Genomic DNA, 26,164 nt, shown 5'->3' with positions numbered 1-26,164 from the left:
GCACAATATTCTGTTCTACCCTATACATGGTATCTATCAAAGCGCCGATGAAATATACGGGCGCTTAGTTTTCTCCGGATGCAGGTCACGAAAAAACTGCGCTCATGTCTTTCAGGCAGCATGAGTGAGTGTGCATGCGTGTGCGTGCGTATACAAAGAATGCAAAGCGAAACATTCGGGAAGAGGCCCAATATGACAAGATATATCCTGTTCTCTGCCTTGACCATCTTGGCGGGCATGCATGCACCCGTGTTTGCAGCGGAGCAGAATCCCGCGCCGGAAAACGCGCTTGTGTATTTCATCTGGCCGGCGGACGGCGCTGTGATCACTGGCGGCAAGTTCTGGGTAAGAATGGGATTGCGCAACATGGGCGTTGCGCCCAAGGGTGTCGATATGAAGAATGTCGGACACCATCATCTGGTGGTCGATGCGGACCTGCCTCCATCCACCGAGCCGATTCCCTCGGATCGCAATCATCTGCATTTCGGCGCGGGAGAAACCGAAGCGCGTATCGAGCTTCCGCCAGGCAAGCACACCTTGCAACTCCTGCTTGGCGACAAGGAACACGTTCCGCATAACCCGCCGGTGCATTCCAAAAAAATAACCATCACCGTGAAATGAATAGACCGGTGCATGCCGATTCGAACAAGCGTGTGATTGTCAGTAGAACGAGGAGTGCAGGCCATGATTAAAATACTTGGTATCGTCGTCCTGGCATTCAGCCTGTTGCCAGCCCCGGCTGTCGGCCAAACGCCGGCCAAACCTTATCTGTATATCGGCTGGCCCAACGACGGTGAAGTGCTTGCCGCCGGCAAACCTTTCCGGGTCTGGTTCGGCTTGCGCAACATGGGCGTTGCGCCGAAAGGCATCGTGTTCCCGAATACCGGACACCACCATTTGCTGATCAACACGGAACTCACGCCCGCAGGACAAGAGATCCCGTCGGACCGCAACCATCTGCACTTCGGCGCCGGCGAAACGGAAACAATGGTAGAACTTCCTCCGGGCCGGCATACGCTGCAGCTATTGATGGGCGATGACAAGCATGTGCCGCACAAGCCTCCGATCTTCTCGCGAAAAATAACGATTACCGTCAAGTAAATACCGATACCATCAGGTGATTGCCGTGTTCGTCGCAGACATCGACATGCTGGCATTTTTTCCTGCGATGACCATACTGTAATCACCACGGCTCACGTTCACGTCGTCGAGTCGGGCGAAGGGTATTGCGATGGAACAGGAAACCAGAATGGCGAGGTCCGACGGGACGGTGATGGCCTATCTCGAAGTGACCGGCGCCGGCACTTCAGAACCGGTCATATTTCCACTTCACGATGAGGTCGTGATCGGCCGGGAGCCGCAGGATTCGCTTGGCACCGAGAAATTTCTCTGCATTCCCGAACACACCATCAGCCGCCGGCATGCGCGCATCCGCCGTCGCGGCCATAGTTATTTCGTTGAAGACCTGCACTCGTTCAACGGCACCTTCGTACTGGGCACCAGGCTGACGCCGGGTTCCTGGCATCCGTTGCGTGATGGCGACGAGTTGGTCGTGTCGTCCGCACAGATCGTGTTCCATTCGCTGATAGATGCGCCCGATGACAGCCAGCCCACGATCATAACCAGAGCAGTCGACGCGACCGTGTATACCGGCAGCCTGGAATCGGGCGCCGCCATGCTGGAAGGCGACCTGGAACAGACGGTGCGCAAGCTGCATGCGATGGCGCAGGTCGGTATTGCCTTGGGAGCGGTCACCGATCGGGCGACACTGATCGAAAAGATAATGAATTTCATTTTCGAATTGTTTCCGCTGGCCGACCGCGCATTCATCTTGCTGAAAAAGAATCCGAACGAGGCACTAACGCCGGTGGCCGCCCGCCGCCGCGATGGCACGGTGGAAGATCTTACGCGGGTACGGATGTCGCAAACCATCATCGACGAAGTGGTACATAACAAGCGCTCGATCCTTTCGGTGGACACACTGGCCGACAGACATTTCGGTGTGCAGGAATCGATTGTCGACCAGGCGATCCGCAGTGTGATGTGCGTACCCTTGCTGCTGGAAGGCGAATGCCTGGGATTGATTCAGGTCGATGCATCTTCCAATCCGTATGCATTCAAGGAGCCGGACCTGGAAATGCTGACCGGCGTATGCGCGGAGACCGCGGTGGCGCTGAAAAACTTCCAGTTGTATTCCGACATCGAACAGTTGCTTGACGGCTTTGTACGCGCGTCGGTTCAGGCAATCGAAGAACGCGATCCGGCAACGGCGGGTCATTCGTTCCGGGTTGCCGCCTATTCGGAAGGACTTGCCAAAGCGGTGGACCGGGCAGACACTCCCGAGCTGCGCCGCATAGAATTTTCCAGAGACCAGTTGCGGGAAATCCGCTACGCAGCGCTGTTGCACGACTTCGGCAAGGTCGGCGTACGCGAGCATGTCTTGCGCAAGGAAAAGAAACTGCACCATGCGGACATGCGTCTGCTTGAACAGCGCTTCAAGTATGCGCAGGCCTGTCTGGAGCGCCAGGCATATCGCAGTCTTGCGGAAAGACATGCACAGCGCGAACTGAGCATCCATGCGTTCAGGGACGAGAAGCGCAGGATCGAAGAAAACCTGGAAGAAGAATGCGCACGCCTTCGGCAGTTTATGGAGGCCATCCGCGCCGCCAACGAACCGGCTATCTCGCATACCGCCAGTGCAGGCGGATTGCGCGATGTGATGGAATATCTGTATCACGACACCGACGGTTGCGCCATGCCATTGCTGGAAGAAGCGGAATTCTCCGCGCTCAGCGTATCTAGGGGATGCCTGACCGAGGATGAGCGTCGGCAGATCGAGTCGCACGTCGTGGATTCATATTCCTTTCTGATCCTGATTCCCTGGACACGGGATCTCTCGGGTGTACCGTCGATCGCGCACGGCCATCATGAAAAGCTCGACGGTTCCGGCTATCCGATGCGATTGCGTGGAAACGAGATCGGTATTCAGACGCGGATACTGACGATATGCGATATCTACGACGCGCTGACCGCAGGTGACCGGCCCTATAAAAAAGCGCTGTCGCCGGCCCAGGCGCTCGACCTGATCGACAAGGAATGCCGGGACGGACATCTGGACCCACGCCTGTTCAACGTATTTGTGGATGCAAAGGTATGGCTTGCGAATTGACTGCATGGATCAAGGTATGGACTGCGGAATCGTTGCGCAGTCTGCTTTCAGCGAATGGTTTGAAAATGAATGCTCATCATCGAATTCCGGAAACCCGGGCCGTGACAGCGCAAGAGTTGCATCGAAAACGCGGTCCGGGCACATCGCTGTTCGCACGGCCGGCATTGAGTGCCGGCTTGTGCGCTGTCGTGCTTTGCGGCTGTGCCGATGTCAAGCTGACCGAATACAAACAGCCGGACGCACCGATGAAAACCGCATGGTCGGAAAACCAGGCGGCCGTATCGCCGGCGGAGACGATACGCCCCGACTGGTGGCGGGAGTTTCGCGATCCCTACCTTGACGGACTGGTGGACCGCGCGATCGGAGGCAATATCGATATCAAGATCCTCGCTGCGCGTACCCGGGTTGCCAACGCTGCCATCGGCGAAGCGCGCGCCGGAGCATTGCCCAGCCTGGATGCGGGTGCAGGCGCAAGCTTCGAGAAGAGCACCGGGCAGAAGTTGTCCAAACAATTCAATCTCGGTACCCAGGTCAACTGGGATATCGATGTGTGGGGCAAGGTTGAAAAGGGCGTGCAGGCCCAAACCGCCGAACTGCGCGCAACCGAAGCCGACTGGCGCGCCGGTTATCTGACGCTGGTATCCGGCGTGTCGACATCGTATTTCCAGATATTGCAGTTCGACGAGCAGATCGCGCGGCAGCGTCAGGCGCTGGACAAGAATCGCCAGATCCTTACCATCTATGACGCGATGTACAAGAATGGCTTGTTGCCGAATACCCGAGTCCTGCAACAGCGTGCCGAAATCAATCGCATGAGCAACGATCTGCTCGATCTGCAGCGTGTGCGCGGCGTGGCCGGCAATGCATTGGCGACCCTGTTGGGCATTCCCGCTGGCGATTTCACGGTACCGCCGGGTGAATTGCAGCAACGTGTCGCCTTGCCGGCAGTGCCCAACGGCTTGCCGTCAGATTTGCTCAAGCGCAGACCGGACATCGTCGCCGCCGAATTCCGGGTGCTGCAAGCGCATAACCTGATCGGACAAGCCAAGCTGGCGCAATTGCCATCGATCAGCCTGACCGGCCGCGGCGGCTCGTCAAGTTTCGCGCTCACCGACCTGCTCAAGGCGTTCACGTTCAGCTTCCTGCCAAGCATCAATATTCCCCTGCTCGACCCGAGTGTCAAGGCGCGCGTAAAAACCAGCGAGGCGGAAATCAAGGTGGCCGAAGAACAGTACAGAAAGACCGTGATCAGCGCCTTTGAAGAAGTCGAAAATGCGCTGGTGAATCTGGATGTGCACAAGAAGCAGCATGTCGAATTGCAGCAGCAAGCCGACAACCTCTCTGTTGTTGCCACCCAGATCGAAGGACAGCTGCGCGAAGGCGTGGTATCCCAGCTTGAAGTGTTCGAGACGCAACGTTCTTTGCTCGGCGCACAGCTCGCCCTGCTGGCCAATCATCAGCAAATCCTGTCGGACACCGTGACCCTGTACAAGGCGCTTGGCGGCGGCTGGCCCACTGTCGAAATCCGGAATGCGAGCCAGTAAATGTTGACGCAACAGACCGTCCGTGATGAACAGGCCGGCCCCGCAATGCGATCCGCCGGCGGCAATGAAGTGGACATCAGGCTCAAACCGGTTTCCCATTCGGAACTGGAAGAAATACGTATCGGCGACGCGCTGTTCCCGGTCGGACGGACCGAACCGCCGTTCGACACTTACGCGCCCGAGCTGGTGGTCGACCTGTCGCGCCGGCATGCACGTATCTTTTGCGAGTACGGGGCAGTGTATATCGCGGATCTGGGCAGCAAGAACGGCACGACCGTGAACGGAGAAGATATCCGGCAAAAAACCCGCAAGCTGCATGATGGCGACGTGATCTGTTTCGGCGGTACGCTGTGCTTCAGCATAGAACTGCGCGCCGTCCTGCCGGCCGCACGCCCCGCAGGACGGCTGACCAGTGTGACGCTCACGCCCTCCGATACGGAATCCGGATTGCAGCCGATCGTGGTCACCCGCTTTCCCTTCCTGATCAGCAAGGCGGATGAGGCATTTGCGCGTTATAAGGAACAGCATCCGCAGCAGCTGAATTATCTGTCGCGCCGCCATGCCCATATTTTTCAGAAGGGCGGGGCGCCGTATATCGAAGATCTCGGCAGCACCAATGGCACTTTTCTCACCGGCAGGCGGCTGGATGAGCATGCGGCCCGCCTGCAACAGGGTGACATGCTGGCCTTTGGCGGGCATCATTTTGTCTATCGTGTCAGTTACGAAGAAGAACAGCCCGAAGCCGATCCCACGCTCACCAAGTTTGCACGGCCGCAGGCGGCCGTCGCGCAGACCGGTGACGCGGACAAGACGACTTTTATCGCATCGGCTGATTCATTTCTCGACATTTTTTGCGTCGATGCGGCACCCGCCGAGGAAGCTGGGCAGGAGACGCCGGCAGCAACAGCCGATGCATCTCCCGGCGCCGACAAGCCCCCCGCATCGGGCAAGCATTCGACCCTGCGGCTGGCGCTTCGCGAAGTGTTTCCATCCGGTGAGCGCCGTGGCTTGAAACGCTCGCTGTTATTGGGTACCGGCGCGCTTGCGGTGGTATCGGTCGTTGCGACGGGCGTGTACCTGAGCGGGGCGCCGGAGCGCGAGCTTGGCGAACTGCTTGCCAATGGCGAATATGCAAAGGCCGCCGCCGCCGCAGACCAGTACCTGGCGCGGCAACCGGAAAGCGCTGCGCTCAAGGCCTTTGGTACCGAAGCCGTGCTGCGTGCAGGATTGCCCGAATGGCTGAGGCGGCTGCAGAAAAAAGATTTCGACGGCGCAGACAAGGCGCTTGCCGCCACCAAGGAAAGCGGTCGCCGGAATGACGATGTGCAAGGCTTGATCGATGAACTGCAATGGGTAGGCACGCTGGAACGCTTCGTGATCGGCAGAGGCGGACTCGAAGCGCCGATCCGCATGTATGTCGATGATCAACAGATCAAGGCACTGCTCAAGTGGTGGGATGAAGACCCGTCTGGGCATCAACGCGCGCTGGGGCGTGTGTCGGTGCTGGTACCCGAATTCAAGGAACCCTATGCGGTCGCGCTAAGTCATCTGCGCAAGCTGCAAAGCGACAAGGCCGTTTATCTTGCGGCTATCGACAGACTGCACGCCACGATTGCCGACGAATTGAATCAGGACCGGCCGGAAGCGCTCGAAGCGGTGTTCAAGGAATACACCGAAAAGTATCCGCGACTGGCCGGCATGGAGGCGTTGCAGGGAGACTTGCGCGAATACATCGCGCTTCGCGACCTGGCCAGCGCCCGACGCCTGAGCCCGCTGGTCGCACAGTTATCCGACGTCCGGTTCGCGACTCCGCCATTCGAGGCGCGCATGCAAGCCCTGAGGGCCAATGGAAGCCTACCGTCCGCACCATTCACGCGCCAGTATCAGGAAGCGTCCCAAGCCTGGAATGAAGGAAACACCGGCAAGGCAATTGCGACGCTTGAACAGATGCCGTCCGGGCCGTGGTCCGATGTTGCGGCGAAGCGGCTGGACCATAAGCGCGAAATCACCTCGCAATTCGATGCGGTGCAGAAGGCGCGCGGCACCAAGGCTTATGACGAACGCCTGCTGGCCTTCTATGCAATGCTGGAGGCGGACGAGGATGGCTATTTCATTCGCGCGATCGATGCCGATGTGCGAGTGCTGCGCGACAAGGCAATCAAGCAGGCCGATGATATTTTGGCGCGCGCCCAGGTATCGTGGCGGCGCTACCGGGAAAACGGTGCGATCGCCGGCGCACAGCGGCTGGAATCCGGTGTATCGAATGAATTCCGCGCACAGGCGCGGTTGCTTTCCGGCGCATCCGAAGACGCGAACAAGGGCGCGCGCATCTATCAGGATCTCAAGGTCACCTATCCGTCTCAATGGGCCAAGCTGCAGTCCGAAATTCAGGCCGAAGCCGAATTGCAGCGGCGTTCCATGATGGAGCTGCAGCGCGTGATCGAACCGGGCGTGTTGAAAGCCAAGCTTGCCCTGTTAGGAGGCGTAGAGCGATGAAGAACGACCTGCAGCTCAAGCCGTTGTCCGAAGCGCTGGAAGACCATAGCGCGGAAGGCATCGCCATCCTGACTTCCGAGCCGTCACGGCTGGCCCGCGCAGCGGTGATCACCATGCTCGCGCTGGTTGCGGCAGGATTGGCCTGGGCGATCATTGGGCACGCCGATGTGATCGTAACGGCACAGGGTGCGCTGGTACCCGACTCTGAGGTGCGACGCATCTATGCGCCGGTTGATGGAGAGCTGGCCAATCTGTATATCGCCGAAGGCCAGCCGGTATCGAAAGGCGATGTGCTGGCGAGGCTCAATGCGCGTGGTGCAATAGAAGCGGCCACCAATGCATTGGAGGCGCAGCTGAAGCTGGAAGATGCCGAACGCGAATGGAAGCAATTCCCTGAGCGCAAAGCTTTGATGGAGCGCCGTGCGGCAACCCTGAAGCAGCAGATCGAAGTGGAAGAACGCCTGCATGAAAAGCGGCTGGCCGAAGGCACCACCAAGCTGGCCGAAGGACAGCGTGCGCAGTTGCAGGAAGCGCGCAGCAATCTCGACAATGCACGGCGCGCGCGCGACACGGCCAAGGAAGAATCAGACAAGTTTGCGCGTCTGTTTGCCATGCCCGGCGGCGGCGGGGTATCGCAGCTCCAGGTCGAGGCAAAGAAGAGTACCTTGCTGGCGGCCGAAAATGCGCTGCGCGTGGCGCAGTCGAAAATAGGCGAACTCAACTTCAGACTAAGTCAGGAATTCGGCGAAGCTAGCGCGCAACTCGAAGGCAGCGGTCCCCAGCTCGACCGGTTGCGGCTGCAATACGATGGCGCGATGCGCGAGATTGCCAGCGCCGAAGACAAGTCGCGGCTGCAGGTGCAGACCGCCCGTCTCGTGGCCGATGCGGCCGCGCGCATACGCTTTGAAAACATCGACAAGGACAACTTTCTGCTGGTGGTGTCTCCGGTCGACGGCGTCATCACCGACGTGACATCCACCCAGGCCGGCGACAAGGTGCAAGCCAATGCACCTCTGGGCGGCATTGCGCCGAAAAATGCGCGTCCCGTGCTCAAGGTCGATATTGCCGAGCATGACCGCGCCTTCCTGCGCGAAGGTCTGGCGGTGAAACTGAAGTTCAATGCCTTTCCGTATCAGCGTTACGGCCTGATCAACGGCACGATGGAATACATTTCGCCGGCGACCAAACCTTCCGCGCAAAACAAGCAGCCGGTGTACGAGGGCAGGGTAAGGCTGGTGCAGGATCACTATCTGATCGGAGAAACACAATATCCCTTGCGTTACGGCATGACGGCAAGCGCGGAGGTCGTGGTGCGCGAGCGGCGCGTGATCGACCTTGCACTCGATCCATTCCGCGACATTGGCGGGTGAGACTTGTCGACGTAACTCAATCGTTTAGTCGTCCTCAAACTCGACACGTGACAGAAACCCATAGCGACATCCCCGCCCGTCTGGACCGGCTGCCCTGGTCGCGCTGGCATTGGCGAGTGGTGATCGCCTTGGGAATCGCATGGATTCTGGATGGCCTGGAAGTCACGCTGGTGGGTTCGATAGGCAGCGTGCTGGAGCGGCCCGATACACTGGGGCTCGGCGCCACCCAGATCGGATGGGCCGGTTCCCTGTACGTCGGCGGCGCCGTCATCGGAGCGCTTGCCTTTGGCCGGCTTACCGATCAATGGGGGCGAAAAAAGCTCTTTCTCGTCACGCTGTTTGTCTACATGGCGGCGACAATTGCCACGGCGTTTTCACCGAATTTCCTGTTTTTTGCGATATGCCGCTTCGTTACCGGCCTGGGCATAGGTGGCGAGTATGCGGCGATCAATTCGGCGATTGACGAACTGATCCCCGCGCGCGTGCGAGGCCGCGTCAATCTGGCGATCAACGGCAGTTTCTGGATAGGCGCAGCCCTTGGTGCCGGTCTCAGCCTGGTGTTGCTGGATCCACGCGTGCTCGGGCCACAGCTGGGCTGGCGCGCCGGTTTCGTGGTCGGCGGACTGCTGGCAGTGGCGATTCTGCTGGTACGCAGGAACGTGCCGGAAAGCCCGCGCTGGCTGGTCGCCCATGGGCATGCGGATGAAGCGCGCCGCATCATCGCGCGCATCGAAGCCGAGATCGAGGCTGAACATGGAAAGCTGCCACCCGTGTCGGGCAGCGTGTCGTCGGGACCGCGTGCGATTCCCACGCTCGTCCAGGTGGCGCGTACGCTGCTGCAGCGCTATCGCCGGCGTAGCGTTGTTGCCTTTGCGCTGATGGTGTCGCAAGCGTTTTTCTACAATGCGATTTTTTTCACCTATGCCCTGGTGCTGACCCGTTTTTACGGCGTGTCCGAAAGTCGGGTCGCGCTCTATATCTTCCCTTTCGCGCTGGGCAATGTGCTCGGCCCCTTGCTGCTTGGTCCTCTATTCGACAAGGTGGGTCGGCGCAGGATGATCGGTTTGACCTACGTACTGTCAGGTATTGGATTGGGCTTGACCGGATGGGCCTTCATGCTGGGTTGGCTGGATGCCCGGAGTCAGGCGCTTGCCTGGTCGCTCGTGTTTTTCATGGGTTCTGCCGCGGCCAGTTCCGCCTATCTCACCGTCAGCGAAGTCTTTCCACTGGAAATGCGTGCAATGGCGATCGCGGTGTTTTATGCAGTCGGTACCGGGGCCGGCGGCTTTATCGCTCCCGTGCTGTTCGGTGTACTGATAGAAAGCGGCAGCCGCGATGCGGTCGCCGTCGGCTATGCAATCGGCGCGGTGCTGGTCATTGTGGCCGGTTTACTCGCCCTGCGCTTCGCCGTCGATGCCGAACGCAAGCCGCTCGAAGAAGTGGCGCCATCGCATGACACGATGGATGGCAGGTCGCAACAAGAAAACGCTAGAGCGAGAAGGATTTTTTGACGGCCGCGCGACATAAAGTGCACAGAAGAAACAAGTATGCTGTCCTGTATGTTAAGCTTCGAACCGTAGATTTCCTGTATTGGCTTGAATGAACGTTACCACTCCACCCGAAAACTCTGCGCCTTCGCCGCGTCAGCTCCTCAAAACCCTGCAGGAACAGTACGCTGTTTTCCGGGAATGCCGTGCGCTTTCCATCGGGATCGATAAGCAGATCATCGCTGCCCAGCCCGACGTTCCGCGAAAGGTACTGCGCATTGCGCTTGGTATCCATACCAATTCCACTCCCTACCTGAAGGCGATGGAGCGTGCAACTTCCCGCTTCGATCTGCAGGGCAATGCAGCGGGTGAAGTTGTCGAGGAACATCGCGAACGCGCAAAGACCATGCTGCGCGAACGGTACAAAAAGGTCGCCGAACAGCGCAAGGCCCAGCGCGAAGCCGAAGAAGCCGAGCGACGCCACGCCGAGAAGCTGGAACAGCTTACCGCCAAGTTTTCGAAGAAGTGATCCTGCAGGTGCGGCGCATGCATCGAAATGCGCGCCGCCTTGGTTCCGGTCTTGGCGGACTGGGTGGCCGGACCGGCGGGTGGCGTATATCTGGTGCATTCTTCGTCATGTCTGCTGCTAGAGTGCTTTCACCCTGACCGGCTCATTGAGGCTTCGCTGCACAGCAGGTATGACACGTCAATCAAGAGCCGGAACGAAACACATGTCGCTGGCCTCGCTTTTTAGTACAGGCTTTTCAAGGCGCTCTGCACATCGGGATACAGAAACCCGAACTTTGCGTTCTGCAAGCCATCGGGCACGACGCGCTGGCCTTCCAAAAGGAGGTCAGCCTGTTCACCCAATATCAAGCGCATCGGCCATGCTGGCGTTGGGATAAGGCTGGGACGCCGCAAAATCCGCGCCGCCGTCTTGCTGAACTCGCGCTGTGTGACGGCTCCCGGCGCGGCGAAGTTGTAGGCTGCGGTCAGGGCGTCGCTTGTGTTCCACAGATGGGCAATTCCTCTTATCAGGTCATCGACATGAATCCATGACAGCCATTGCCTTCCTCCACCCAAAGGGCCTCCCAACCCCAGCCTGATCGGTAGCATCATCATCGGCAGGGCGCCTCCCTTGCCAAGCACAAGGCCGAAGCGCATGCGGAGCACCGTCACGCCGTAATCGCTCGCGCGCTGAGCCTCGGTTTCCCACGCCTGGCAAAGTTGCGACATGAAGATGGGCTGGGGCGGGCTGTCTTCGGTCAGTCCCGTATCATCGCCTTGTTTCTGGATGCCGTAATAGCCGATTGCCGATGCGGAAAACATGAGCCTCGGCTTCTTTTCAGCCCTTGCGATCCAGTCCACCAGTTTTCGCGTCACACCGAGCCGGCTGTCAAGCAGCACCTTGCGTCGCGCGGCGCTCCAGCGCCATCCAAGAATACGGGCGCCGGCGAGATTGACAATCACATCGACCTTGAAGTCGGCAGGCAATTCGGCCATGCCGCCTATGCACTTGACTCGCCCTTCGAACAAGCGTCCGGCGCGGCGCGGATCGCGGCTCAAGACAGTGACCTGCTGACCGTCCGCAAGTAGCGCTCTTACCAGGGTCTGGCCTATGAATCCGGTGGCGCCGGTCACCAAAACGCTTTCTCGGCGATCGTTGAAATGGATGGGCGGCATTCTTGCTTCCTTCCAGGTGTCGACTTGATTGTCTTGATTCCGATGAACCGTTGTATGAGTTATAGAGTACACGATGCGCAGATGGTGCATACCAATCCCGACCTGTAACGCGACATCATGTCATCTTGGCGCACTTGCCGTCATGACGCAGTTGATCTGCAACCCGTCCCGTCCACCCCATGCAATCTCGCTTGCGGATATCTACGTGCGATCTCCGACGTTTGAACCGCGATGGAATCTGAAGTTTTTCTGAGGCGCATCTGCTTTTTTCAAATAGAAAAGCGGGAAAAAATTGAATATTTTTGCAAACTTCAGGACATGCGATCTGTCACATCACTGCATACCGCCATGCCGTCAATATGATGTGCATGTATCGACAGGTATGTTTATTTGACTAAGGATATTGCATGCTATCAACAGAGCTGAGCGTACCGCTCGACGACCTGGAGGACCTTATCCAACGCTGGGAATCCAGCATTCATGTGGAAGACATCGCGGGAGAGGACGAGCGCGAGTCAGTGCGCGCATTCACCATGCAGAAGTGCATCGAAGAACTAAGGGAAACGCTCGAAAAGCACCATGCCTGACCAGGTGCGATAAGAATGACCGAGCACGCCTTTTGAGAAGGCGTGCCGTTCCTCTTTGTCCTCAGTCAACCATCACATTGGCAACCGTGAAGCTGCTTGTTCAAAGTGGCCTGACCCTGATAAATGACTCGCCCATCCGGTATTTCTGTCTGCGATCACCCATCAAATCGCGCAATTCGCGAATACTCAGGTCGGTGACGTCATGCATGCGTATCAATAGCGAAGCGCGAACAGGTACGCGCCGATGACGTATCTTGCTGATTTCCGGTGGAGCAACCTGCAATGCGCGCGACAGGGCGGCATCGTTTTTCAGCTTCAGTTTACGGATAAGGGAATCCAAAAGGCGGTTCGGATCATAAATCGGTTCGGGTGTGGATGTTTCTTGTGATTTCTGTTCGGCCATTGATTCTCCGCTTCAAATTCAGCTTCGTTTTTTAGAATCTGATGCACTGACATCCTGAAACGACAAAACGTTCAGGACGTCTAGGGATTTTTAGCGACGGTAGAGCCGATCGGTGGCTGCCGATGTTTGCCGTGCATAACGAGAATTTATGCAGATATATTGCAAGCGTCGATAGGCGGCATGGAACTGTTGTTGCCATGCCGCCGTTGGTGATTCAGCGAAACCTTCTATCGCCCGCCGAACAATTTTCTCTCATGTGCTAAGGACAAAGTCGCGCCTGCGGTGCTCTGCGTACCTCCCAGTACGTATACCCTCCACGGCGACCTTGCTTCCTTTACATAGAGAGTAAACCGCTCTATTTGTTCGGACTGTCGGTGCGAGCCTTGGGTGTAGCGCTGGTGGTTTCGTTTTCACCGGAGGGGCTCATTTTTCCGGCACGATTGGAACTGGTCTTGCCGGCTGCATCTTTTGTCATCGCTTCGCCGCCGCCGCTGGAACCGGCGCTAGCGCTGCCAGAGCCGGAGGTGGCCTTATTGTCGGAGCGCGATTTGCTCGACATCGACTTGCTGCTGGAAGAACCGCTGGTCATCGGTTTCTCCGTTGCACTTGTCGTTTCATTTTCACCGGTCGGACTCATCTTGCCTGCACGGTTGGCATCGGTTTTGCCGGTTGCACTCTTGGTAGTGGCGTCTGCGGCACCGCTGCTGCCCGACGTGGACTTGCTGCCGGAAGAACCGCTGGTCATCGGTTTCTTCGTTGAACTTGTCGTTTCGTTTTCACCGGTCGGACTCATCTTGCCTGCACGGTTGGCATCGGTTTTGCCGCTTGCGTCCTTGGTAGTGGCGTCTGCGGCACCGCTGCTGCCCGACGTGGACTTGCTGCCGGAAGAACCGCTGGTCATCGGTTTCTTCGTTGAACTTGTCGTTTCGTTTTCACCGGTCGGGCTCATCTGGCCGGTCCGGTTGGCATCGGTTTTGCCGCTCGCATCCTTGGTAGTAGTGTCTGCGGCACCGCTGCTGCTCGAAGTCTGGGCATGCACCGAGGCCGTGCCCAGCGTCATTAAAAATGCTGCTATACAAAGAGGAAGGAATCGTTGGGGCATGTTATGTCTCCTGAGAAGGTAGAAAGCAGTTGTCCATTGAATTAAATGGCTGCGCTCGACATCGCTGCAAGTTTTGCGCCTGCATTTTTCAGGGTTATCGCTTCAACATTTGTAAAAGTTGCATTGTCGATGGGGCATACCGGTAAATTTGCGTCATTTGACCCGGTGAATGCAAGCTTTTAAGCGCAGAGAGTAAGGTTGAAACCATGTCAATGGTCCGGGATAAATACCGGAACTGCCTGACTCCGCTCAGGAAAAAGCCGACGATTCGAAACGCTTGGCCATGGCCAGCAGTTTTGGTCTTACCTCCTCCAGCAAAAATTCGCGCGACAGGCTGGAAGACGGGCCGCCGCAATTCATTACCATGGTGGGGATGGTCCCCGTCGTGCGAAACGCAACCGCAATGCCATTCACATCTTTCTGCCACTCGCCGAACGACGTGGTGCAGCCATATTCTTGCAGATCGATTTTTCCCCGGGCAATACCTTCGCGTATCGATTCGGCTGCCGAGTCGTCCAGTTCATGCGCCAGACGCATGATGGCATTGCGTTCGGGTTCGGACGCGCTTGCGAGGTAAGCACGTCCGATTGCCGAGGTAGCCAGCGGGATGCGCGAGCCGACCTGAAGGGTGAGGGCGAGCGTGGCGGTGCTGCGTACCACTTCGGTATAAATGATGGACAAGCGGTCGCGTACCCCCAGCGCGAGCGTGGCGCCCGCCTGGTCGGCCAGTTCCTGCATCAGCGGACGCGCGTACTGGCGGATATCCATTCGCGCCAACATCGAACTTCCCAAGGCAAGGGTCGCCGTTCCCAGCCCATACCGGCCGCCCGGTTCCACCGGCATCAGATAACCGCGCCGCGACAGCGTGTACACGATGCGGGTGACGGTCGATTTCGGTAGGCCGCAGCGTTCCGATATCTCCTGATTGCTGAGTGATATGTCGCCGGAGCGGAAGCAGGCAAGCACATCGAGTCCGCGCGACAGCGCGGTAATGAAATAGCGGTTTTCACCGTGGCGGCTTGCCGTTGCCGAAGGCGCTATCTCGGTATCGCTGTCTCTGTCGCTGTCGGAAGGAGTCATCTCGGTCTCATCGAAAAAACGGCGGGTCCTTGGAGCAGCAGATCCTATTCTGCCTTCGCGCCTGAATCCTTGACCACCTTGCTCCACTTGGCGATTTCACTGCGCTGGTAGGCGGCCAGTTCTTCCGCAGTGGAGCCCACGGGTTCAAGGCCGATATCGAGCAGTCGCTTGGATGCCTCGGGCGATTTCAAAATCTTGGCGACTTCTGCCTGCAGCTTGTCGATCACAGGTTTGGGCACCCCAGCCGATGTGAACAGCGCGAACCAGGACACCGCCTCGAAGCCGGGCAGGCCCGATTCCGCAATGGTAGGAATATCGGGTGCGGCCGGGGAGCGCTTTGCGCTCGTCACGCCGAGTGCGCGCAGCTTGCCTTCGCGTACCAGCGGCAGGCTCGACGGCATGTTATCGAACATCATGGTGACCCGGCCACCCAGCAAGTCGGGTATCGCACTGGCCCGGCCTTTGTAGGGGACATGCTGCATGTCGATCCCGGTCTGCGTCTTGAACAGTTCGCCCGATACATGGATCGATGTGCCCGAGCCGGACGAGGCGAAGGTCATCTTGCCGTCCTTCTTGCCGAGTTCGATGAGCTCCTTCAGGTTTTTCGCCGGTACATTGTTATGCACGACCAGCATATTGGGCGTGGTGGCCAGCAGACTGATCGGGCTGAAGTCCTTCACCATGTCGTATGGCATCTTTGGATACAGCGCGCCATTGATCGCATGCGTACCGACCGTGCCGACCACCAGTGTATAGCCGTCGGCAGGCGCTTTCGCAACCACGTCTGCACCGATATTACCTCCTGCGCCTGGCTTGTTTTCCACGACGACCGGCTGCCCCCAGGCAGCCGACATGCGGTCTGCAAGCAGCCGCCCGATAATGTCGGGCGCACCGCCGGGGGTAAAGGTCACGATGATGTGGATAGGTTTGGACGGATAGGATTGCGCGCTGGCGATGTTTGTCGTCGTAATCGCGATGAGGGTTGCTGCGGCCATCGCAGCCGGTGCAAATCGTGACATAAAGCGGGTGATCATGTTGTCTCCTTAAAAGCTTGTTTTAAATGGGTTTACAACGTGGTACTGCCGTCCTTAAGACTTTCTGCTTCTCATCTTTAGTTTTTCAGAGCAAAACTAAATTCTGAAATTGGAAACCATCATAGCCGAATTTATAAAAAACTTAGCAATAGATGTCGCCTGAGCCACCTGAAATTGCAAACTAGAAATGGAATAAGCTGATTTAGTTTTGCATAGCAAAACAATATTCTGAAATTACTTACTTGTAAATTTCATTTGATTGTCTTCTGTAGAACGAATGCGGCGAAGATCGCAACAAAGGATTGCTGCACGACACGGGAATTAATGAAAAAAGCAGAGCAAGTTTGGATTTGCTATTTCAACAGGTCCCTAACGGACTGACCCTCGGCGGCATCGATCCCAACCGCGTTGCGATGCTGACGTTTGCGATCTCCGGCGTGCTGGCGGCATGGGCAGCATGCCCGGCGCGATTGTCGGCGGATTACAAGGACATCATCGCCTTCGTCTTGCTGGTCGCGATTCTCTCGGTACGCCCGGAAGGCCTGTTCATTAATCCCTTCGCTTGTGCGCGATTACAACGCTATGGACGGCGACTGTCACATCAGATGCACACAATTCCGCGCGCTTGAGGTGCATCAAACGTGCGCGAGCGGCGCTACACAAAACTGAATCCCTGTTCGCATTCCATCGGATTACGAAATACCTGGAGAGTGATATTCAGGGAGTCTGTCATCAGCCGTACGCACCTTGCCGTTTATAGAACTCGACTCTCCTCAAGGACGCGTTGGTCATACCAATTGGAGAAGAAAATCATGTTTGGAAAGATGAAGTTGGTATCCGCGTGCAGCCTGGCCTTGCTGCTGGCCGCATGCGGCGGCGGAGACGTGAATGAGGTGAGTGCTTCGGGCGCTGGTACGACGACGCAGTTGCGTCCGACCGTGTGGACTTCGGAAGGAAGGGCGCTCAACAGCTGTAGCTTCAGCCCCGAATGTTCAGGTAATCCGTATGCGCCTTTCTTTGCGTCGGCACCGGCGGCACCGGCCAATGGCGCCAGTGTCAGCGGAGTGGTCCGAATAGAAGTCAGCGGCAACGAGATGGCCAATGTCGAATTATTGCCAGGCAGCGGTTATATGCCGCGTTATGGCGTGTTTAACATCACAGGGGACAAGACGCGCGCCTGGCTGGACCTGGACACCACCAGGCTGCCCAATGGCCCGTTCAGCGTCAGGGCAAGCGCTTTCAACACGCCGGCCGGGGAGGCGGGTGCGCTGGAAATCGTCGCCATGTCGGCGCGTACCTGGAACATCAACAACGCAGCTCCACCGTCAGGAAGCTTTAGCGCCAGCCTGACGTCGGCGCCTGCTCCCGGAGCCGTAGTGAGCGGTGTGATGCGGCTGGAGATTTACGGTTCCAATATCGCCAATGCGGAACTGCTGCCGGCCAGCGGCTACGCGCCGATCTATGGCACTTTCAATGTCTCTTCCGACCGGCGCATGGCTTGGCTCGATTTCGATACCAGGTCATTGCCTGATGGCGCGAATAGCTTGAGGATCAGCGCTTATAACGTCACGCCCGGTCAGCCCGGAGCCAGCGAAATCGTGGCGATGCCGGCGCGACAGTGGAATGTCCAAAATGGAACGCCGGCAGGTTTCATCGCATCGGTGACCATGGCGCCACTGCATGGAGAGATCGTGAACGGACGAGTGACTCTGGAAGTACGCGGTAGCGGTTTGAAGAACGTCGAACTGCTGCCGGCCAACGGATATATGCCGCGCTTGGGCGTATTCTCGATTTCGGACGACAAGTTTGCAACACTGAACTTCGATACCACTTCATTGCCGAACGGCGTACTGAATGTGCGCATCAGTGCATTCAATGTGAGGGCTGGGGAGCCGAACGCGACAGAAATCATCGCGATGCCGGCGCGGGAGTGGATCATCCGACATTGATCCGTGATAGTCGATGATCGCGCCGGCTTGTTATCTTGCCGGCACTGCATTTTCGATTAACGGTAGTCGAAAGAGAAGTTGAAGCTCACTGCGGATCGCTGGATAGCTTTTCAAGCAAAAGCGTCAGCTTTCCGCTTACCGTATCCAGGGTCTCGGCGAGCAGCGCGAGCTGGGTTTCCAGGCGCTGCACCCGGTGCTCGAGGTCGACCACGGATGCGGCCGACGGAGCGTCCGTCAAGCCGGCGTCCGGCGTTTCGGCGGTCTGTCCGGTCGACTCCTGCTGACGCTGCTGAAGGATGCGTTCCAGGATCTTGAGAGCTGTTTCATAATCGCCCTTGGTCTGGTTCAGCAGATAGCTGCAGTGCGCCAGCGGTTCGCCGGTAATCTGATGAAGTCTGAGCGCCATTTGTGCATTGGCTTCTTGCATGATAACCCCGGAAAAATGCTGTCGGTGTCACTATACTCCGTAGTCTGTCAACGCCCTATGGCAGCATGCATCAGTTCAGTGCGGCTTTGGCTGCTTCTTCCGGAGTCAAACCATCATAGAACTGGTCGGTGAACCACTCCACTTCCTCTTCGATATGCTCTTGCGCCTGGGCGAGCGTTGCGCCGCCGGCCACAAGATATTTTTCGACCTCGGTACACCATTGAATCAATGCGAGGGTTTCGGGATCGAGTGTTTCTTTTTTAGCCATGGCCATGTCCTTGATGTTATTGCAAGCAATCTCAAGTAGATTGCGGGTCAGATAAGAAAGGATAATGGGACCAGGATACAGGTCAGCGCGAGAATAATCAGCGGCAGGGCAACGAAACGGGCCGGACCCCGGCTGGCGGCAGCGGCGCGCTGTGCCGGCGCACCTGAAAACAGATCCGCGTAATAGCGGTTGTGCAGCACACGATAGCGGTAGTGCGAATAACCGGCACCGAAGAGAGCGGCTGTCGCGAACGCCGTCCAGACTATGATCAACAACATGCTATACGCCTTGGGGAAAAGGCGCGCATTCTAACATTTCCTGCGCCATGCAGCCGAGCCGGTGGATCAAATTGTTCCGGTTGCAAAAGCAACAACTGTCGCAACCACAAAAATCACCAGCAGGACATTGGCAAGAAAATCCGGGCCGTTCATTTACATCCCCTTGGTTCGCCTGATACCAATGTAAACACAGGCGGAGCCGTGCGTTTGTCGCACGTCAGAGTTCGACCACGCTTGAGCCCGGAACTTGATCCAGGTCGCAGGATGTGTTGGAAACGGGGGATTCATACCCTCGGATATGGAGCGAAACGAAACTATCGATGCGTGGCATGCCGATGCTGGTCGACTCGCTGCAGCAAATGCCTGCTATAGGCATCCATATCGACAAAGGTGATGCCGATGCGATGCAGCTGTGTATCGAAAAGACTGTCGTAGACGACAGAGCCCCAGGCATTGATGCGCCGCATGCCTTCCGGCATGGACAGTTCGAAGGCAACCGCACATGGCGTGCCGGGAAGTATCGGATGCAAAGCGACGACCCCAATACCGCCGACGGACACGTCGACCGTCTCGACCTCGAACGGATGGTCGCGCGATACCAGTACCTTTGCAGGATGGTGCAAAGGCGTTCTGGAGATCAGTCTTCGCTCAATATCGACAAGCATGCTGGCTGGTACGGCGCTGTTGGACGCGCAGTCGCAGCAATGCCTACGTCGCGCGCTTGAATAAAAAGTAAATGCGGTATGGGTGGTCGGTACTTATGATTCGTACAGCACCGTGTCGGGGAGCAATTATAGGCGTTATTGCAATATCTGCGAAACGAAGCATTTCACGCATAGATGCTCAATTGACAACATCATCGATACATGCCGAAGAAAGCCGGATGCGGTTCCTTTGGCGATGGCGTCTTCGTTACAAGAAGGGCGCCCGAATGCGAGCGCCCTTGAAGGAAGTGTGTCCTGCGCCCGCCCTATTTGCAGGTCATGCAGACGATCAACTGGTTGTCGACCGCCACAACCCCGGCGACGGCTTTCGCAATGGTTGGCGCCTTGCGAAATGCGGCGACGGACTGGACTTCGCCTTTCAGCGTGACCTTGCCTTGCGCGGTGTCGACATTGACTTTTTGTCCTGCGGTATCGGGATCCCCTTGGAGGCCGTCCTTTACCTTTTGGCTGATGGTCGCGTCGCTGTTTGCCGCTTGTGGTGCAGGCGCCGATGCCTTGCCTTGCGAGTCGGTCATGCCGGCACATCCCGCGAGCAGGAGGGAGGACAGCAGCAATCCGGTCAGTGCAATAGTTTTCATATGGGTCTCCTAGTAAGCGGATGAATGATAAATGCGGTAACGCTCCCGGCTAGTAATTTACCGCAGACCATCTTTGTCTGCTTAACACCATGCAATCGGATTTCCGGCATGCCTGCCGGAGAGAAGCGAATGGCAGGCAATGCAGGGAGGGAAGTGATCAATCGACCTTGGCGCCGGAGTCCTTGACCACCTTTGCCCATTTGCGGGTCTCTGCCTGGATATGTGCTGCGAACTGTTCCGGTGTATTACCGACTGGCTCTGCGCCTTGCGCCTGCAGCTTCTCTTTGACGGACGGCGCTGACAGTGCCTTGCTGATTTCCTGCTGCAGCTTGCCGACGATTTCCTTCGGTGTGCCGGCTGGGGCGAGGATGCCGAACCAGGAGCTGGCCTCGTAGCCGGCGAGGTCTCCGCCGGTCTGCGCGATGGCGGGCACCTGCGGCAATGCGGCCGAGGGTTTGCTGCTGGTCACGCCGAGGGCGAGCAGACGACCGGATTTGATATGGCCAATCGCGGAAGGCAAATTGTCGAACATCAGGTCAGCTTGTCCTCCGATCAGATCGGCAATGGCAGGCGACGAGCCGCGATAAGGAATATGCACCATGAAGGTTTTGGTCTGCGTCTTGAACAATTCTCCGGCAAGATGAATGGAGGTACCGTTGCCCGCCGAAGCCATATTCAGGCGTCCCGGATTGGCTTTGACATGCGCCAGGAAGCTCTTTATATCGGTGATCTTGTTTTTCTCGGCAAATGCCGTGTTCACCACAAGTACGTTCGGCACCGATGCGACCAGCGTGACCGGCGCAAAGTCCTTGATCGGATCATATGGAAGTTTCGGATACAGCGACTGGTTGATGCCATGTGTGCCTACCGTTCCCATCAGCAGCGTATAGCCGTCCGCTGCGGCACGAGATACGAGTTGCGTGCCGATATTGCCGCCCGCGCCGGGCCGGTTGTCAATGATGAATTGCTGCCCCAGCGCCTTGCCCAGTTCGGCGCCGACTGCGCGTGCAAGGATGTCGGTGGTGCCACCCGGCGCGAAAGGCACGACGATGGTCACTGGTTTGGTCGGATAACTTTGTGCGGAAACCGAAGAGGCTGCGAAGGACAGCGCCGCGCATGCCGCTGTAAGCAAGCTGCGAATGGTGATATGTATGTTCATGGTTGAATCTTTCGTTGAAGAGAATGCAGTGTCTTATTGTCGATCGCCGTCGTGCCGGATGGCTTGATCCAGCTTGATCTATACGGTAGCGATGGGCGTAACAGGCGATCCCACCGCGCCCGGCAGGCGCAACGGCGGCGCGGTCAGCATGAAACGGTTGCGGCCATTGTCATGCAGCCAGGAGGCAAGTTCGGGTAAATACCAGAGTTCGCCAAGCGGAATGCCCAGCTTGAACAGGCAATGGTGATGCAAAGGAAGAATCGATTTCCTGCCATGGGCTTCCGCGGCGGGATAGGCTTCCACCGCGTAGTTATCGGCGCAGATCGCGGCAATCCCCGAATCACTTATCCACTCCAGCAGACGCGCGTCGCGACCGTTCAGCACACTGCAGGAATGGTGCAGCACCTCGGGATCGGGATCGCCGGCCATTCTGGTCACGACTTCGGCAAAGCCGGTCCTCAGTACCAGAAAATCGCCCGCTTCGATTTCGACACCGTCGGCATGCATGACTTCCTGCAACTCGTCAAAACCGATCAGCTTGCGTTGCTCGCCGAAATGACGCGCCAGGTCGACCAGTACACCACGCCCCTGCATGCCATGGACCGCCATGTTTTCGATGCCCAGCGCGCCCGCAAACGAGAGGTTGCGACCATCGCAGCCGCATGCGGTTTCTTCGCCATGCTCGCCGTATTGCATCGGACCTTTGACGTCATGGTCGGCACGATAACCGTTGTAATACACCAGTTCTTCGTGCCCATCGCCATCCGCATCGAAGCGCGCGCCGACATGCGCAAGCGAATCCCATTGCGTCGAGTACTGGAGCGAAATCAGCACTTGGTCATCCGACACCACGTCGATACTGTCCTTGTCGATGCGAGCCATCGGAAAGTTGAGCACCGGCTTGCCGTCGCGGTAAGTGGGTTCCAGACGCGGCGGATGACGGCGCGGATTGAGCAGATTGCCGCCGGGTAGATCCAGCGGCAGCGAAAGGCAGAAACTGCGTCCTGCGCGTATTTCGGCTGCGCCCTTCAGCACCTGTTCCGCCTGGATCAGGTTGACTCGCCCAAGTTGATCGTCCAGGCCGAAGTCGCCCCAGTTGGAGCCGGGAGGCCGGTTTTTCCAGCGCATGTGTTGTCTCCTCGTTTCGCGTTGTTTTTATTGCCTGCAAGCTTGCCGCCACCGCCGATTGCACCGAAGGATTTCATTCGCTTTCCCGGAAGGGAAGAGCGGATCCTGTTGCCTACGCAAACGACCTGTTCGCACCCCTAAACTACTGCGGCAATCCACGCTAGTTGAAGCTTGCGCAATAGTCAACACTTTTAAAACCATGTTTTGCTCTGCGAAAATGACAAGCCACCGTCATCCTTGCTTGAGCACATGCAATCCGGTTTTAAAAAAGAAAAAGGCGCATGCCGGAATGCATGCGCCTTGCGAAGGATACTGGTAATAAAAAGTGAAATCCTAGAACTCTTCCCAGTCATTGCCGGCGGCGGGTGTCACGGCCCGACGCGCCGCCGGCAGCGACACGGGCTTGCGGGCCACCGCGACGGAATTGGAAGCGCTGCGCTTCGGAGACGAGGGTGCAGCGGAATAATGCTCGCTGCTGGCATTGATCTTGAAGACACCGACGACCTGTCCCAGTTTTTGCGATTGATCCTGCATCGCCTCTGCCGCTGCGGCTGCCTCTTCGACCAGCGCGGCATTCTGCTGCGTTACCTGATCCATCTGCGAAATCGCCTGGTTGATCTGTTCGATGCCTGCGGTCTGTTCCTGGCTTGCCGCGGTAATTTCAGCCATGATATCGGTCACCCGTTTCACGCTGTCGACGATTTCATGCATGGTTTCGCCCGCATGATCCACCAGCTTTGCACCGGACTCCACTTTCTCGACGGAACTGTCGATCAGGAACTTGATCTCCTTTGCCGCCGCCGCCGAACGTTGCGCCAGATTTCTCACTTCACTAGCCACTACGGCAAAGCCACGGCCCTGTTCGCCCGCACGTGCGGCTTCGACGGCTGCGTTCAACGCGAGAATATTGGTTTGAAATGCGATGCCATCGATGACACTGATGATGTCGACGATCTTGCGTGACGACTCATTGATCGAACCCATGGTATCGACCACCTGAGCAACCACATTACCACCCCGGTTGGCGATCTCGGAAGCGGTTGCCGCCAATGCATTGGCCTGACGCGCATTGTCGGCATTCTGTTTCACTGTCGAAGTCAGTTCCTCCATCGATGAGGCGGTTTCTTCCAGCGAACTGGCCTGTTGTTCGGTACGGGATGACAGATCGGTATTGCCAGCGGCGATCTGGGCCGAAGCCGTGGCGATCGTATCAGTGCCGGCACGGACTTCGCCAACGATGTTCACCAGGCTGTCGCGCATTGCACGCATTGCATATAGCAGGCTGGACTGATCGCCATTGTGCAATTCGACATCGACCGTCAGATCGCCGGCTGCGATTTTTTCGGCAATCGATGCCGCGTAGCCCGGTTCGCCGCCTAGTTGCTTCAACAAACTGCGTGCAATAAGAACGGCAGCGGCCACGGCGATGGCAATGGCTATGCCGCACATGATCAGCATCGTGGCGAAAGCGTTTTCATACGATGCCTGTGCTTCGGCGGCGTCCTTTTTATTGCCTGTCTCCTGCAGGTGGATATTTTCATCCAGCGCGTCCTGCCAGCGTTTCGACGCAGGGCTGGCTTCCTTTAGCAGGAGTTCGGTCGCTTCGTCATCCTTGTTTTCCTTGGCAAGGTCCATCACTTTCTGATTGAGCGCGCGCGCGATACCAAGTGCTTCCCGTGTCTTGGCACGTATTGCTGCGCCTGCTTCGCTGGCTGGCAGTTTTTCAAGAGCGGCGGCCGCATCGTCATAAGCCTTGCGCGCGTCCAGGATCTTTTTGAATTCGTCATCTATCGCGGCCTGGTCGTCCAGCAACACTATCGAGCGGATGACGCGCGAGACGATGTGCACGGATTCCGACATGGTCTGGTTAAGGTTCAACCGATAGACATTGTCGTTGACGATCTTTTCCAGTTTTGCTTCGACTTGCGAGAGGCGCCAGAGACCCACTGCGCTCATCGTCAGCAACAGGGCGATAACAAGACCAAAACCTGCGACAAGACGGGTGCTGACTTTCATATTTGACAGATTCATCTTAACTCCTGTGGAACAACATAAGCGCGGACGTTTGCGCCTCGAGTGTGTTGGGATTGAGATTTTGGTTACGATAAATTTTTGACCAAATTATCTGTTCGAATAGGTTGTGTATGGGTTATTCACCTAAACGAAAAATCGACAATATTGTGTCCGGGAAATTATTTGAAACAGGCAAATACTAACTTATTTAACTTTTAGTTGCAGAGCGGTAACTGACTATGCATGTCTAGCATGTGTTAGCGACTGGCGAGCAGCATGCTATATTGCCCGCGGTTTTTGAATTCGGAATCAAGACATGAGCGAGCTTCTAGCCTGGCTGAAAAGCTTCATCCCGGCTCCCATCCTGGCTGCGCGCCGCGAGAAAGCGATCGCGTGCCTGGGCGCATGCGTAGGAATCGGATTTGCCGAATGGTTCAGCCGCATTACGTTCGGCGAAGCCAATCCGTGGTTCATCGCACCGATAGGCGCGTCCGCCGTACTGTTATTTGCCGTGCCTGCCAGCCCGCTGGCCCAGCCATGGTCCATCATCGGCGGCAATGTGATATCGGCACTCATCGGCGTGACCTGCGCCAAATGGATCCCTGACCCGGCGGTCGCGGCCGCGGTCGCAGGCGCCATGGCGATCGCCGCCATGTTCAGCTTGCGCTGTCTGCATCCGCCGGGCGGTGCGGTCGCCCTGACGGCAGTCCTTGGCGGACCGGCAGTAACTACACTTGGTTATGGATTCGTCATATTTCCCGTCGCGATCAACTCCGGCTTTCTCCTACTCATGGCGCTGGTATTCAATAATCTGTTGCGGCGTCGCTATCCGCACCAACCGCATCAGGGAAATCGTCACGGCACGTCGGATCCGCCGCCCGTCGAACGTCTGGGATTCACGCGTGCCGATCTTGATGCCGCGATCAAGGAATATGACGAACTGCTGGATGTCAATGAAGACGACCTGCAGGAAATCTTCCTGCAAGCCGAATTGCGGGCCTTCAGCCGACGCTCGGGCGATATTCGCTGCGCCGACATCATGTCCAGGGATATCGTCTTCGCGCGTCCGGATATGACGGTCGCGCAGGCATGGGCCGTGTTGAGCCAGCATGATTTGTCCAGCCTTCCGGTGGTGAACTCGACCAAGCGACTCATCGGTATCGTGACGCTCCGGGATCTGGTTGCGGCAGCGGATGGCGGTCCGCCACGGCTGCGTAATGCCGTGTGCATGCGCGACATCATGACGACGAAAGTGCAGGTGGCCCATGCGACGCAGACCATTATGGAATTGGTGCCTCTTTTTTCCGACCGGGGATTTCATCACTTGCCGGTGGTCGACGAGTCCCGCTCGATCGTAGGAATCATTACGCAGTCGGACCTGGTGGCTGCTTTGTACCGCAGGGGCCTGGAGGCGTCGAGGGTGCCTGTGATGCAGGCTGTGGGAAATTAGTATCCTCGATCGGTCGATCAGATCAGCGAGCCCTCGTTGCCGGTTTCCAAAAGGTGAACCACAAATACGGGAGCGCTCAAATACGGTGCATCCAGTACCTCAAAAGATATGCTTTCCGTCAAAACGGAATCGCAATCGTAGGCGACGTTCAGGTCGCCGAATTGGGCAATCAGGTTGGATAATTCGGAAACTAATTCCGACGCTTTCATGATCACCCCTGTGATGTGTCATGGG

Annotated in this window: 27 protein-coding genes; 13 read left to right on the top strand and 14 right to left on the bottom strand. The window is 57.4% G+C overall.

Annotation, left to right across the window (positions count from 1 at the left end):
- Positions 1–192: 192 nt before the first annotated feature.
- From D3871_RS22135 to D3871_RS22100, 8 genes are all read left to right on the top strand, one after another.
- Positions 193–621 (top strand): DUF4399 domain-containing protein, encoded by a 429-nt coding sequence (locus tag D3871_RS22135; protein WP_420799673.1) that lies wholly within the window; start codon positions 193–195, stop codon positions 619–621.
- A gap of 63 nt (positions 622–684) precedes the next feature.
- Entirely contained in the window at positions 685–1,101 is a 417-nt protein-coding gene (locus D3871_RS22130) for a DUF4399 domain-containing protein (RefSeq protein WP_119771188.1), read from the top strand.
- Between the two features lie 148 nt (positions 1,102–1,249).
- The gene (locus tag D3871_RS22125; RefSeq protein WP_233575762.1) at positions 1,250–3,169 is read left to right on the top strand and encodes an HD domain-containing phosphohydrolase; all 1,920 of its coding nucleotides are present in this window, start codon (positions 1,250–1,252) and stop codon (positions 3,167–3,169) included.
- A 65-nt stretch (positions 3,170–3,234) separates the two neighbouring features.
- Positions 3,235–4,713 carry an efflux transporter outer membrane subunit gene (locus D3871_RS22120; protein WP_119771499.1) on the top strand — a complete coding sequence of 493 codons (1,479 nt, stop codon included), beginning with the start codon at positions 3,235–3,237 and terminating at the stop codon, positions 4,711–4,713.
- A complete protein-coding gene (locus D3871_RS22115) occupies positions 4,714–7,209 on the top strand; it encodes an FHA domain-containing protein (RefSeq protein ID WP_233575761.1) in 2,496 nt (831 codons plus the stop codon).
- Positions 7,206–8,579, top strand: coding sequence for a beta-barrel domain-containing protein (locus D3871_RS22110; RefSeq protein ID WP_119771186.1), 1,374 nt, complete (start codon positions 7,206–7,208; stop codon positions 8,577–8,579). Before D3871_RS22115 ends, D3871_RS22110 begins: the two co-directional genes overlap by 4 nt.
- Positions 8,580–8,626: 47 nt before the next feature.
- The gene (locus D3871_RS22105) at positions 8,627–10,090 is read left to right on the top strand and encodes an MFS transporter (RefSeq protein ID WP_119771185.1); all 1,464 of its coding nucleotides are present in this window, start codon (positions 8,627–8,629) and stop codon (positions 10,088–10,090) included.
- Positions 10,091–10,178: 88 nt separating this feature from the next.
- On the top strand, positions 10,179–10,595 hold the full coding sequence (locus tag D3871_RS22100; protein ID WP_119771184.1) for a ProQ/FINO family protein: 417 nt from the start codon (positions 10,179–10,181) through the stop codon (positions 10,593–10,595).
- 221 nt (positions 10,596–10,816) lie between these two features.
- Here D3871_RS22100 and D3871_RS22095 read toward each other — a convergent pair whose 3' ends face one another.
- Positions 10,817–11,749, bottom strand: coding sequence for a TIGR01777 family oxidoreductase (locus tag D3871_RS22095; RefSeq protein WP_233575760.1), 933 nt, complete (start codon positions 11,747–11,749; stop codon positions 10,817–10,819).
- A 407-nt stretch (positions 11,750–12,156) separates the two neighbouring features.
- Here D3871_RS22095 and D3871_RS22090 point away from each other — a divergent pair, with 407 nt between their 5' ends.
- Complete coding sequence (locus D3871_RS22090) at positions 12,157–12,336, top strand: hypothetical protein (protein WP_119771182.1); 180 nt, start codon at positions 12,157–12,159, stop codon at positions 12,334–12,336.
- A 100-nt stretch (positions 12,337–12,436) separates the two neighbouring features.
- On the opposite strand, the gene D3871_RS22085 is transcribed toward D3871_RS22090, so the two are convergent.
- Complete coding sequence (locus tag D3871_RS22085; protein ID WP_119771181.1) at positions 12,437–12,739, bottom strand: hypothetical protein; 303 nt, start codon at positions 12,737–12,739, stop codon at positions 12,437–12,439.
- A 355-nt stretch (positions 12,740–13,094) separates the two neighbouring features.
- Positions 13,095–13,841 carry a hypothetical protein gene (locus tag D3871_RS22080; RefSeq protein WP_147376870.1) on the bottom strand — a complete coding sequence of 249 codons (747 nt, stop codon included), beginning with the start codon at positions 13,839–13,841 and terminating at the stop codon, positions 13,095–13,097.
- A 45-nt stretch (positions 13,842–13,886) separates the two neighbouring features.
- On the opposite strand from D3871_RS22080, the gene D3871_RS30355 reads away from it, so the two are divergent.
- The gene (locus tag D3871_RS30355) at positions 13,887–14,024 is read left to right on the top strand and encodes a hypothetical protein (RefSeq protein WP_158598017.1); all 138 of its coding nucleotides are present in this window, start codon (positions 13,887–13,889) and stop codon (positions 14,022–14,024) included.
- 66 nt (positions 14,025–14,090) lie between these two features.
- Here D3871_RS30355 and D3871_RS22075 read toward each other — a convergent pair whose 3' ends face one another.
- Positions 14,091–14,921 (bottom strand): IclR family transcriptional regulator, encoded by an 831-nt coding sequence (locus D3871_RS22075; protein ID WP_119771179.1) that lies wholly within the window; start codon positions 14,919–14,921, stop codon positions 14,091–14,093.
- Between the two features lie 44 nt (positions 14,922–14,965).
- A complete protein-coding gene (locus D3871_RS22070) occupies positions 14,966–15,955 on the bottom strand; it encodes a Bug family tripartite tricarboxylate transporter substrate binding protein (RefSeq protein ID WP_119771178.1) in 990 nt (329 codons plus the stop codon).
- 344 nt (positions 15,956–16,299) lie between these two features.
- Here D3871_RS22070 and D3871_RS31760 point away from each other — a divergent pair, with 344 nt between their 5' ends.
- Both D3871_RS31760 and D3871_RS22060 read left to right on the top strand, forming a co-directional pair.
- The gene (locus D3871_RS31760; protein ID WP_420799679.1) at positions 16,300–16,584 is read left to right on the top strand and encodes a hypothetical protein; all 285 of its coding nucleotides are present in this window, start codon (positions 16,300–16,302) and stop codon (positions 16,582–16,584) included.
- Positions 16,585–16,779: 195 nt separating this feature from the next.
- Positions 16,780–17,904: a hypothetical protein gene (locus D3871_RS22060; protein WP_158598016.1), complete on the top strand. Its 1,125-nt coding sequence runs from the start codon at positions 16,780–16,782 to the stop codon at positions 17,902–17,904.
- A gap of 85 nt (positions 17,905–17,989) precedes the next feature.
- Here the strand turns inward: D3871_RS22060 and D3871_RS22055 are convergent, their stop codons facing one another.
- The 8 genes from D3871_RS22055 to D3871_RS31420 form a co-directional block, all read right to left on the bottom strand.
- Complete coding sequence (locus D3871_RS22055; protein ID WP_119771176.1) at positions 17,990–18,331, bottom strand: hypothetical protein; 342 nt, start codon at positions 18,329–18,331, stop codon at positions 17,990–17,992.
- 70 nt (positions 18,332–18,401) lie between these two features.
- Positions 18,402–18,599 carry a hypothetical protein gene (locus D3871_RS22050; protein WP_119771497.1) on the bottom strand — a complete coding sequence of 66 codons (198 nt, stop codon included), beginning with the start codon at positions 18,597–18,599 and terminating at the stop codon, positions 18,402–18,404.
- Between the two features lie 47 nt (positions 18,600–18,646).
- Positions 18,647–18,877 (bottom strand): hypothetical protein, encoded by a 231-nt coding sequence (locus tag D3871_RS22045; protein WP_119771175.1) that lies wholly within the window; start codon positions 18,875–18,877, stop codon positions 18,647–18,649.
- A 314-nt stretch (positions 18,878–19,191) separates the two neighbouring features.
- Positions 19,192–19,542, bottom strand: a complete 351-nt coding sequence (locus tag D3871_RS22040) for a PilZ domain-containing protein (protein ID WP_119771174.1) — start codon at positions 19,540–19,542, stop codon at positions 19,192–19,194.
- 305 nt (positions 19,543–19,847) lie between these two features.
- Complete coding sequence (locus D3871_RS22035) at positions 19,848–20,180, bottom strand: BON domain-containing protein (RefSeq protein WP_119771173.1); 333 nt, start codon at positions 20,178–20,180, stop codon at positions 19,848–19,850.
- A 157-nt stretch (positions 20,181–20,337) separates the two neighbouring features.
- A complete protein-coding gene (locus tag D3871_RS22030; protein WP_119771172.1) occupies positions 20,338–21,339 on the bottom strand; it encodes a tripartite tricarboxylate transporter substrate binding protein in 1,002 nt (333 codons plus the stop codon).
- 78 nt (positions 21,340–21,417) lie between these two features.
- The gene (locus D3871_RS22025; protein ID WP_119771171.1) at positions 21,418–22,467 is read right to left on the bottom strand and encodes a cyclase family protein; all 1,050 of its coding nucleotides are present in this window, start codon (positions 22,465–22,467) and stop codon (positions 21,418–21,420) included.
- Between the two features lie 333 nt (positions 22,468–22,800).
- Complete coding sequence (locus D3871_RS31420) at positions 22,801–24,498, bottom strand: methyl-accepting chemotaxis protein (RefSeq protein ID WP_119771170.1); 1,698 nt, start codon at positions 24,496–24,498, stop codon at positions 22,801–22,803.
- A 298-nt stretch (positions 24,499–24,796) separates the two neighbouring features.
- On the opposite strand from D3871_RS31420, the gene D3871_RS22015 reads away from it, so the two are divergent.
- Positions 24,797–25,930, top strand: coding sequence for an HPP family protein (locus D3871_RS22015; protein WP_119771169.1), 1,134 nt, complete (start codon positions 24,797–24,799; stop codon positions 25,928–25,930).
- A gap of 17 nt (positions 25,931–25,947) precedes the next feature.
- On the opposite strand, the gene D3871_RS22010 is transcribed toward D3871_RS22015, so the two are convergent.
- A complete protein-coding gene (locus tag D3871_RS22010; protein WP_119771168.1) occupies positions 25,948–26,139 on the bottom strand; it encodes a hypothetical protein in 192 nt (63 codons plus the stop codon).
- Positions 26,140–26,164: the final 25 nt, after the last annotated feature.

The sequence above is a fragment of the Noviherbaspirillum saxi genome (assembly GCF_003591035.1).
GTDB classification, from domain to species: Bacteria; Pseudomonadota; Gammaproteobacteria; order Burkholderiales; family Burkholderiaceae_D; genus Noviherbaspirillum; species Noviherbaspirillum saxi.
This window is presented reverse-complemented; position numbering and strand designations above follow the sequence as displayed.